Below are 9,662 nucleotides of genomic sequence, written 5' to 3'. Positions count from 1 at the left end.
GGGGGCCGACGGGCCCGGGCGGGCGGGCTGCCGGCCGGTCGAGGCGCAGGCGGTGAGCGCGGCGGCGCCGAGGAAGGCGCCCAGGCAGCAGACGGCGACGGCACGGCGTACTTGTGTGATCACCGTATGAAGGTATGGGCTGATATGTCCGCAAGGGTGCCGGCCGGTCCGGTGCCCGCGGCTCACATCACCCGCCTGCGGCCCACCTCACCCGGCCGGGTCACGCCCGCGTCGGCGGCTCCCTCAGATGTCCCGCCGCTCCAGCGGCCGCGTCGCCGGGCCCTGGATCACCTTGCCGCCGGTGTCGAAACGGGAGCCGTGGCAGGGGCACTCCCAGGCGCGCTCCGCCGCGTTGAAGGCGACCAGGCAGCCCAGGTGGGTGCAGCGGGCCGAGACCGCGTGCAGGGTGCCGTCGTCGTCCCGGTAGACCGCGAGCCGGCCGCCCTCCGCGCGCACCACGGCCCCCTCACCCGGGGGCAGCGCCTCCACGGGCGGCGACGGATGCAGCCGGTCGCCCACGAAGTGCTTGGCGACCTGCGCCTGGTGCTTGAGGAACGACGGCGCCTCGCGCACCGCGGGCAGCAGCCGGCGCGGATCGTACAGCGCGCTCCACTCGCACTCCTCGCCGGTGATCTGCGCGGTGAGCAGCAGCCCCGCCATCATGCCGCCGCTCAGTCCCCAGCCGCCGAACCCGGTGGCCACATACACGTTCCGCGCGCCCTGGTGCAGCGGGCCGACCAGCGGCACGGTGTCGGTCGGATCGTTGTCCTGGGTGGCCCAGGAATGGGTGAGCTCCACGTCGGGGAAGTGCGCCCGCGCCCAGGCGGCCAGACGGTCGAAGCCGGCCCGGGTGTCGGCCGTCCCGGGGGTGAAGTGCTCCCCGGTGACGATGAGCAGACGGCGGGCGGGGTCGTCGCCGAACGGGGCCGTCCGCACCGAACGAGTGTTCTCCTCCGGGGTGATGTACATGCCGCCCGGATCCTGGTCGGCCGGGATCGGGCCGGCGACGACCAGTTCGCGGCGCGGGGAGAGCCGGGTGAAGAGCAGGGCGCGGTCGAAGACCGGGTAGTGGGTGGCGACCACGACGTCCCGGGCGGTCACCGTGGCGCCGGTCGAGGTCGACAGGCGGCACGGCGAGCCCTCCTCCAGACCGAGCACGGTGGTGTCCTCGTGGACGGTGCCGCCGTGCGCCAGCAGGTCCTCGGTGAGGGCCAGCAGGTACTTGCGCGGGTGGAACTGCGCCTGACCGGTCACCTCCACCGCGCCCGCCACCGGGAACGGCAGCCCGGTCTCCGTGACGAACGACGCCGGCAGCCCCGCCTCCCGCGCCGCGTCCGCCTCGGCGCGCAGCTCGTCGGCCCGGGCGGGGTCACGGACGTAGGTGAACGCGCTGCGGCGCTCCCACTCGCAGTCGATGCCCAGCTCCTCGACGACCCCGGCGGTGTGCTCGATCGCCTCGGACTGCGAGCGCGCGTACAGGCGGGCGCCCTCGGCGCCGCGGGTGCGGCGCAGCTTGTCGTAGATCAGCGTGTGCAGGGCGGTGACCTTGGCGGTGGTGTGGCCGGTGACGCCGGCCGCGATCCGCCCGGCCTCCAGTACGGCCACGCTCTTCCCGGCGCGTGCGAGCTCCCGTGCGGTGCACAGGCCCGCGATGCCGGCGCCGATCACGGCCACGTCGGCCTCGATGTCCTCCGTGAGGGCGCCATGGCGTCCGTCCGGCGCCGTCTCGAGCCAGTACGAGCCGCTGACCTGCTGGTTCTCCGTCATGGGAGCCGAGTACCCCGGGCGGCACGCGCCGCACCTTCCCCTTGCGGGCGGGGGTGGACCGCGCTAACGTACAACCAAATGGTTGTAGATGGGTCGAGCGACGAGACCGTGGACCGTCTGTTCCACGCCCTGGCCGACGCGACGCGCCGCGACATACTCCGCCGCTGTGTGCGGGGTGAGCTGTCCGTGTCACGTCTCGCCGAGGCGTACCCGATGAGCTTCGCCGCGGTGCAGAAACACGTCACGGTGCTGGAGCGGGCCGGTCTGGTCACCAAACAGCGACGCGGACGGGAGCAACTGGTGCGCACCGATCCCGACGCGGTGGGCCGCGCGCGCCGGGCCCTCGACGAACTCGAGAACGCCTGGCGGGCCCGGGTGGACCGGATGTCCGGCCTGCTCGCGGACGAGCACGGGCCCGAGGAGAACGGCCGGGACTCCGGCGACACGACGAAAGGACAGGACCGATGACGGTCACCAGTGTGGACAAGGACGTCGACCAGCTGACCCTCACCCTGGTCGCCGACTTCACCGCCCCGGTGGAGAAGGTGTGGCAGCTGTGGGCCGACCCCCGGCAGCTGGAGCGCTGGTGGGGCCCGCCGAACTACCCGGCGACCTTCGAGGAGCACGACCTCACCCCGGGCGGCGAGGTCAGGTACTACATGACCGGCCCGGAGGGCGAGAAGTACGGCGGCTGGTGGCGGATCACCACGGTCACGCCGCCGACCTCCCTGGAGTTCACCGACGGCTTCTCCGACAGCGAGGGCAAGCCGAACCCCGAGATGCCGACCACGGCGGTACGGATGACGCTCACCGAGCGCGAGGGCGGCACCCGGATGGAACTGCGGTCGGCCTTCGACACCCGGGAGCAGATGGACCAGCTCGACACGATGGGCATGACCGAGGGACTGCGGCAGTCGGTCGGACAGATGGACGACCTGCTCGCCGCCTGACCTGGCACGCACCCGGCGGCAGGGGGCGACGACCGTCTCGTCGCCCCCGCTCGCCTCACTTGCGCCAGGGTCCCGTCACCGCGAACGTCGTGCCGGGGCTGTAGCAGTTGACGTACATCGTCCGGCCGTCGGGGGAGAACGTGACGCCGGCGAACTCGCCCCACTCCGGTTGCTCAGGGCTGCCAATGTTCTGGCGGTTGCGGGCCAGGGCGTAGACCTCGCCGCGCCGGGTGACGCCGTAGACGTGCTGCGCGCCCCCGCCGTCCTCGCACACCATCAGGCCGCCGCTGGGGGCGAGGCAGATGTTGTCCGGTGACTCGCCGGGCAGTTGGATGTCGGTGTCCGGGCCGAAGACGATCACCAGGGTGAGGCGGCGCCGGTCGGGTTCGTAGCGCCAGATCTGCCCGTAGTGGTCGCCGGCCGAGCCCTCCGCGCTGCGGGCGAAGGACGACACGAAGTACACCGAGCGCCCGCCCCAGTAGCAGCCCTCCAGCTTCTGCGCGTGCGTGATGCCCTTGGGCCCGAAGTCCTGGAGGCGGATGGGGGTTTCGGTGGCCAGCGGGTCCGGTACGTCCACCCACTCGACGCCGTCGAAACGGGCGCCGGTCTCCTGGATCGAGGACAGGTCGGGCACGCCGGGCACGCGCATCGCCTGCAGGGTGCCGCCCGCGCGCAGCGAACGGGTGCCGCCCAGCGGCTTCTTGGGCAGGAAGCGGTAGAACAGGCCGAACGGCCGCTGGAAGGCGTCCTCGGTCTCGTAGACGACACCCCGTTTCGGGTCCACCGCGATCGCCTCGTGCTGGAAGCGGCCCATCGCGGTCAGCGGGACGGCACCGGTGCGGCGCGGATCGGCGCCGTCGACCTCGAAGATGAAGCCGTGGTCCTTGGTGTAGCCGTTGGTGCCCGCCTTGTCCTCGGTCTCCTCGCAGGTCAGCCACGTGCCCCACGGGGTGGGCCCGCCCGCGCAGTTGACGGCCGTACCGGCGATCGCGACCCGCTCCGACTGCACCCGGCCGCGGGCGTCCAGGGTCAGCGCGGTGCAGCCGCCCTTGCCCGCCGGGTCGTAGGTCAGGCCCTCGACCGCCGGGACGGGGACCTTGCCGTTGTGGCGGTTCTCGTGATTGCGGACGAGGTGGACACGGCCGTGCCGGCCCGCGAAGGCGGCCATGCCGTCGTGGTTCGAGGGCACCGGGCCCTCGCCGGAGCGCAGGGCGTCGCCCTCGCGGGACAGCACCGTGTAGCGGAAACCTTTCGGAAGGTCGAGCAGCCCGTCGGGGTCCGGGACGAGGGGGCCGTAGCCGCCGCCGTGACCGAGGTCCTGGGCGGCTGCGGTGCCGGTGAACAGTTCGGAGAGGGTGCCGCTGAAGGCGATGCCGAGGCCCAGGGCGCCGGAACGGGCGAGCATCTGACGGCGTGTGGTGGCCGATGCCGGCGTCTGTGACGGTGGTGCCTCGGGGGAGCCGGTGGACGTGGTTTCGGACATGGGGAAACCTTCCTGCTGGCGGACAGGAACCGTGACCCCGCCGTGTCTATCACCTGTCGTCAGCCGCGGGAACCACGCGCGTAGCACGTGTCACGGGGGCGGGGTCCGCCGACCGCGGCTCTCGCGGGTGGTCTCCACGGGGCGGTCGTCGGTGCCGAGAAGGTCCTCCACGGTGTGCCCCTCGGCGGTGTCGAGCGCGTCGACGGCACGGTCGTCGGTGGTGGGGAGGGGCGGCAGGTCCGGGGTGCCGGCCGCGCGGAGGCGAGCCGCGGCGCGGTCGGGTTCGCCTCGGGGCTCGGCTGAGAGGTCGCCGGTTTCGCGAGGGGCGCCTGCCGAAGGCTGGGCCGTCTCGTGTTCCGCCTCCGCCGCGCGGTCGGCGGTCTCGCCCCGAGTCGCTGTCGCGCTGTCCTCGGCGCCGCGCCGGGTCTCCGCCGCGCGCTCCTCGATGCCGCGCCGGGTTTGCGTCGGGCCGTCGCCGTCGGTGGACTCCGCGGTGCCGCGCTCCTCCAGCACACGCCCGTCACCGCCCCGGCGGGAAGCCGCCCGCACGGGCTCGCCCGACTGCGGCTGGGCCGCGCGTTCCAGGAAGCGGAGGAGTTCCACCGGGAAGGGGAGGACCAGCGTGGAGTTCTTCTCGGCCGCGACCGCCACCACCGTCTGCAGCAGCCGCAGTTGGAGGGCGGAGGGGGTGTCGGCCATCTGCTGGGCCGCCTCGGCGAGCTTCTTCGACGCCTGGAGCTCGGCGTCGGCGTTGATGACGCGTGCCCGGCGCTCGCGGTCGGCCTCGGCCTGGCGGGCCATGGACCGCTTCATCGTGTCCGGCAGGGAGACGTCCTTGATCTCGACCCGGTCGATCTGCACGCCCCAGCCGATCGCCGGGCTGTCGATCATCAGCTCCAGGCCCTGGTTGAGCTTCTCCCGGTCGGACAGCAGATCGTCCAGATCGCTCTTGCCGATGATCGACCGCAGCGAGGTCTGCGCCATCTGCGAGACCGCGAACCGGTAGTCCTCGACATTGACGAGCGCCGCCGCCGCGTCGACGACCTTGAAGTACACCACCGCGTCGACCCGCACGGTCACGTTGTCGCGGGTGATGCCCTCCTGCGCCGGTACGGGCATGGTGACGATCTGCAGATTGACCTTGTGCAGCCGGTCCACGATCGGCACGATCATGGTGAACCCGGGCTTGCGCGCGGGACCGTGCAGCCGGCCGAGCCGGAAGACCACACCCCGTTCGTACTGTTTGACGACCCGTGCCGCCGCGGCGAAATAGGTGGCTCCCGCGGCCCCGGCCGCTACGGCCGCCGTGAGCAGCTCCTCCAGCATGACGACCTCCCGGTTCAGAGGCCTGCTTCGTGCGTTTCGGGCGATGTCCGCTGCGGATGCGTCATCCTCCGCTCCTGCAACGATATGCCCGACCTCCGGTCCGGGGCCATGCCGTCCGCCCCGGACCGGAGGTCGCCGCCTCGGCTCAGGCCGGCGTCACCGGCTGCTCGGGGTCCGCCGCCGCGGCCCGTACGCCGTCGCCCGACACCTTCACGGGGGTCCCGTGCCGCTCGGCCCAGTTCTCCAGGGCCGTACGGCAGGCGTGGTCGAGATGGTGCACGCCGGACAGGTCCAGCTCGACCGGACGGTCCTCCGGCAGCGACTCCAGGGTCTCGAGGATCCTCGGCAGCCGCAGGAACGTCGCGTTGCCCCACAGGTACACCTGGATCGGGCCCGCTCCCTTGTCTATGACCTCCAGCTTCGCGTGCGAGGCCTCCCAGGCGGTCTTGACCACCGCGAGCGCCAGACCGATCAGCACGCCCTCGAACATGTTCACCACGACGATCGACACGGCGGTGACCACGAGGATGAGCGCCTCGCCGCGGTGCGCCCGCCACAGCGCGGTGATCTGCCGGAACGGGATCAGCTTCCAGCCCGCGTGGACCAGGATGCCCGCCAGCGCGGGCAGCGGGATCAGCGCCAGCGCCCACGGCAGCAGCGCCGCGAACAGCAGCAGCCACACCCCGTGCAGCACCCGGGACGCCTTGGTCCGGGCGCCCGCGTGCACATTGGCCGAACTGCGCACGATCACCGCGGTCATCGGCAGCGCGCCGAGGAGCCCGCAGACGGTGTTGCCCGCGCCCTGGGCCATCAGCTCCTGGTTGTAGCGGGTGCGCGGCCCGTCGTGCAGCCGGTCCACCGCGGCCGCGCTGAACAGGGACTCGGCGGAGGCGATCAGCGCGAAGGCGACGATCGTGCCGATGAGCCCGATGCTCGCCAGCTGACCGAAGGCGTCCGCGCCGGGCGGCTGGACGGCGTCCAGCAGGCCCTGCACCTCGACCGTGGCGACGGGCAGGGACAGCGCGAGCGTCACCGCCGTCGCCAGCAGCACCGCGGCGAGGGCGCCGGGCACCGCACGGGCGGGACCCGGCATGCGCCGCCACAGGACCATCACCAGGACGGTGCCCGCGCCGACCGCGAACGAGATGAGCGCCTCGCTGTCGCCGAGCATGTCCACGACCGCGCCGGGCAGCCCGAGGATCTTGTCGAGACCGGAGGAGGGCGCCTGGAGCCCGGCCGCCGCGTACAGCTGACCGGCGATGATCACCAGACCGATGCCGGCCAGCATGCCCTCGACGACCGAGATCGATATGGCGCGGAACCAGCGGCCGAGCCTGAGCGCGCCCATGAGCAGCTGGAGCAGCCCGGCCGCCAGCACGATCACGCCGAGCGCGGGCAGGCCGTAGGTGTCGACCGCCTCGTAGACCAGCACGGTCATCCCGGCGGCCGGTCCGGACACCTGCAGGCTGCTGCCCGGCATCAGACCCGTGACGATCCCGCCGACGATGCCGGTGACCAGCCCGAGTTCGGCCGGGACGCCGGAGGCGACGGCGACGCCCACGCACAGCGGGACGGCGACCAGGAACACGACGAGCGAGGCGGCGACGTCCTGCCGGACGTGGGGGAACCTGCTCGTCACGGCGCCGCTCACAGCGCCTCGAACGCGTCGGTCGCGGCGCGGTGTTCGCGCACGGCTCCGGTGTGCACCTCGTAGTACCAGCCGCGCAGCCGCAACTCCCCGGCGGCGAGCCGCCGTTCGACGCACGGGTAGGAGCGCAGCCGCAGCAGCTGCGCCAGGACGTGGTGCTGTACGGCGTCGGCGCAGGCCGGGTCCTCGGCGTCGGCCACCTCGGGCTCGTCGGCGGCGTGCGCCAGCCAGTCGCGCACGGCGGGGACGGCGTCGAGGTCGTCGCCGCGGACCAGGGCGCCGATGGCGCCGCAGTGGGAGTGGCCGCAGACCACGATGTCGCTGACGCCGAGCACCTCCACGGCGTACTCGACGGTGGCCGCCTCGGCGGTGGGGCGCTCGGCCGCGTAGGGCGGGACGATGTTGCCCGCGGTGCGCAGCTCGAACAGCTGGCCGGGGCGGGCGCCCGTGATCAGGGCCGGTACGACCCGGGAGTCGGAGCAGGTGATGAACAGGACGTCGGGGGACTGGCCCTCGGCGAGGCGGGCGAACTCCTCAGGGCGCCGGCCGAACATGCGGGCGTTGTCGATGAGGGGCTGCATCTGGTGTTTCCTCCTGGCGCGCGTGGGGGCGCGTCGGACGGGCATGGCAGGTGGGGGGAACGCGACTCCCGGTGGAGCCTTGGCCTTTACCTGACCGGCCGTATACGCGGATGCGAAGGCGTACGGAAAGAGAGGCGATGAAGCGCGGGTAAAGCGGCGGTAAGGGCCGAGGGGGCGGCCGAGGCCGCCGGACCTTGGAACATGCGTCCCCCTCAGGGCAGTTCACACCTCTGGTACACGCCAACGCTTGGCAAACGGTTGGTCAAGAAACACGTTAACCCTGCAAAGGGCTTTGCAGGGTTAACTTCGCGTTTCGCGGCGCGGAGCGCCTGAAAACCGGAGGGGGATTGGCGTGAACCGGCCCTTGATGGCAGGGGGTTGGGCCGGGTAAGGAGGGAGCCGGGTCACTCGCTCCCGGCGAGCCGACCGGCGTCGCGGGCCAGCGCGGTGAGCCGCGAGATCGCCCGGAAGTACTTCTTGCGGTAGCCGCCCTTCAGCATCTCCTCGCTGAAGAGCTGATCGAACGGCAGGCCCGAGGCGAGCACCGGGACTTCCCGGTCGTAGAGCCGGTCGGCGAGCACGACGAGCCGCAGCGCCGTCGACTGGTCCGGCACCGGCCGCACTCCGGTGAGGCACACCGCGCGGATGCCGTCGGTGAGCGCGCCGTAGCGGCTGGGGTGGACCCTCGCCAGGTGCTCGAGGAGGTCGGGGAAGGCGTCGAGGGTGGCGCCCTCGGTGGCGTGCGCCGCCTTGGTCACCACGTCGTCGGAGTACGGCGCGGGTGCCTCGGGCAGGCCGCGGTGGCGGTAGTCCTCGCCGTCGATGCGCAGGGTGCGGAAGTGGGCCGACAGGCCCTGGATCTCACGCAGGAAGTCGGCCGCCGCGAAGCGGCCCTCGCCGAGCTTGCCCGGCAGGGTGTTGGAGGTGGCGGCGAGCGCGACACCGGCCTCGACGAGCTTGCCGAGCAGCGTGGACACCAGCACGGTGTCGCCGGGGTCGTCCAGCTCGAACTCGTCGATGCACAGCAGGCGGTGACCGGAGAGCGTCTTCACCGTCTGCTGGAAGCCGAGGGCGCCGACGAGGTTGGTCAGCTCCACGAACGTGCCGAACGCCTTCAGGGCGGGCTCGGCCGGGGTGGCGTGCCACAGGGAGGCGAGCAGGTGGGTCTTGCCGACGCCGTACCCGCCGTCGAGGTAGACGCCGCGGGGCCCGGACGGGGCCTTCTTCGGCGCCTTCCCGAAGCCGAACAGCCGCCGCTTGCCCGAGCCGCCCGCCGCTGCCCCGTCGAGCCCCGCCGCGAAGCCCTCGAGCACCTGGACGGCCTCGGTCTGGCTCGGCTGGTTCGGGTCCGGGATGTACGTGCTGAAGCGCACCGCGTCGAACCGCGGCGGCGGCACCATCTCGGCGACGAGCCGGTCGGCGGGAACATGCGGCTCGCGCGCACACAGCGACAGCGGGGCCGCGTCCGCTATGGGACCGGGGGTGGGGCTGGCGGAGGACGGGGAGGAGGACGACACGGTTCCCCATGCTACGGGGCGTGGAACACTGCACGACATGCGACGCCTCTTCCCTGTGACCGACGAAACAGCAGCTCCGGCCGAGGGGGACCACGTGCCGGTTGGGACCCGGGGGGCCGGTGTTCCCGGCGGGGCCGGGGAGCCGGGAGGGACCGCCGGCGGGGGTGTGCCGGGCGGGCCCGGTGGGTCTGGAGGGGTCGCCAGTGTGCCGGGCGCGGCGAGTGCTGGCGGTGCGTCATCGGGTGGTGCGGGCGCCGGTGGGACCGGTGTCGGGGGCGGCCTGGGTGCCGGTGCGGTGCCGGGGGCGCCGAGTGCGGGCGGTGCGTCTTCGGGCGGTGCGGGGGCTGGCGGGACTGGAGCCGGGGTCGGCCCAGGTGCCGGTGCGGTGCC

At 72.9% G+C, this 9,662-nt stretch carries 8 protein-coding genes; 2 read left to right on the top strand and 6 right to left on the bottom strand.

Annotation, left to right across the window (positions count from 1 at the left end; all coding sequences use genetic code 11):
* Positions 1 to 243: 243 nt before the first annotated feature.
* Positions 244 to 1,767, bottom strand: coding sequence for an FAD-dependent oxidoreductase (locus N4P33_RS28085; RefSeq protein WP_260829631.1), 1,524 nt, complete (start codon positions 1,765 to 1,767; stop codon positions 244 to 246).
* 78 nt (positions 1,768 to 1,845) lie between these two features.
* Between N4P33_RS28085 and N4P33_RS28080 the strand changes: the two genes are divergently transcribed.
* Complete coding sequence (locus tag N4P33_RS28080) at positions 1,846 to 2,235, top strand: helix-turn-helix transcriptional regulator (protein ID WP_260829629.1); 390 nt, start codon at positions 1,846 to 1,848, stop codon at positions 2,233 to 2,235.
* The gene (locus N4P33_RS28075) at positions 2,232 to 2,717 is read left to right on the top strand and encodes an SRPBCC domain-containing protein (RefSeq protein WP_260829627.1); all 486 of its coding nucleotides are present in this window, start codon (positions 2,232 to 2,234) and stop codon (positions 2,715 to 2,717) included. Before N4P33_RS28080 ends, N4P33_RS28075 begins: the two co-directional genes overlap by 4 nt.
* Before the next feature lie 55 nt (positions 2,718 to 2,772).
* Here the strand turns inward: N4P33_RS28075 and N4P33_RS28070 are convergent, their stop codons facing one another.
* The 5 genes from N4P33_RS28070 to zapE all read right to left on the bottom strand — a co-directional run bounded on the left by N4P33_RS28070 (position 2,773) and on the right by zapE (position 9,311).
* Entirely contained in the window at positions 2,773 to 4,122 is a 1,350-nt protein-coding gene (locus tag N4P33_RS28070; RefSeq protein WP_260829633.1) for a PhoX family protein, read from the bottom strand.
* A gap of 168 nt (positions 4,123 to 4,290) precedes the next feature.
* Positions 4,291 to 5,526: a slipin family protein gene (locus tag N4P33_RS28065; protein WP_260829625.1), complete on the bottom strand. Its 1,236-nt coding sequence runs from the start codon at positions 5,524 to 5,526 to the stop codon at positions 4,291 to 4,293.
* Between the two features lie 145 nt (positions 5,527 to 5,671).
* On the bottom strand, positions 5,672 to 7,165 hold the full coding sequence (locus N4P33_RS28060) for a SulP family inorganic anion transporter (RefSeq protein ID WP_399030245.1): 1,494 nt from the start codon (positions 7,163 to 7,165) through the stop codon (positions 5,672 to 5,674).
* Between the two features lie 8 nt (positions 7,166 to 7,173).
* Entirely contained in the window at positions 7,174 to 7,755 is a 582-nt protein-coding gene (locus N4P33_RS28055; protein WP_260829621.1) for a carbonic anhydrase, read from the bottom strand.
* 404 nt (positions 7,756 to 8,159) lie between these two features.
* Positions 8,160 to 9,311 (bottom strand): cell division protein ZapE, encoded by a 1,152-nt coding sequence (gene zapE / locus N4P33_RS28050; RefSeq protein WP_260829620.1) that lies wholly within the window; start codon positions 9,309 to 9,311, stop codon positions 8,160 to 8,162.
* Positions 9,312 to 9,662: the final 351 nt, after the last annotated feature.

It is taken from the genome of Streptomyces sp. 15-116A (assembly GCF_025290915.1).
In the GTDB taxonomy this organism is placed as follows: domain Bacteria; phylum Actinomycetota; class Actinomycetes; order Streptomycetales; family Streptomycetaceae; genus Streptomyces.
This window is presented reverse-complemented; position numbering and strand designations above follow the sequence as displayed.

Bases quoted from the DNA above. Each gene is read 5' to 3' on its own strand.
- N4P33_RS28085 (WP_260829631.1), bottom strand. From the start codon at position 1,767: ATGACGGAGAACCAGCAGGTCAGCGGCTCGTACTGGCTCGAGACGGCG.
- N4P33_RS28080 (WP_260829629.1), top strand. From the start codon at position 1,846: ATGGTTGTAGATGGGTCGAGCGACGAGACCGTGGACCGTCTGTTCCAC.
- N4P33_RS28075 (WP_260829627.1), top strand. From the start codon at position 2,232: ATGACGGTCACCAGTGTGGACAAGGACGTCGACCAGCTGACCCTCACC.
- N4P33_RS28070 (WP_260829633.1), bottom strand. From the start codon at position 4,122: ATGCTCGCCCGTTCCGGCGCCCTGGGCCTCGGCATCGCCTTCAGCGGC.
- N4P33_RS28065 (WP_260829625.1), bottom strand. From the start codon at position 5,526: ATGCTGGAGGAGCTGCTCACGGCGGCCGTAGCGGCCGGGGCCGCGGGA.
- N4P33_RS28055 (WP_260829621.1), bottom strand. From the start codon at position 7,755: ATGCAGCCCCTCATCGACAACGCCCGCATGTTCGGCCGGCGCCCTGAG.
- zapE (WP_260829620.1), bottom strand. From the start codon at position 9,311: ATGTCGTGCAGTGTTCCACGCCCCGTAGCATGGGGAACCGTGTCGTCC.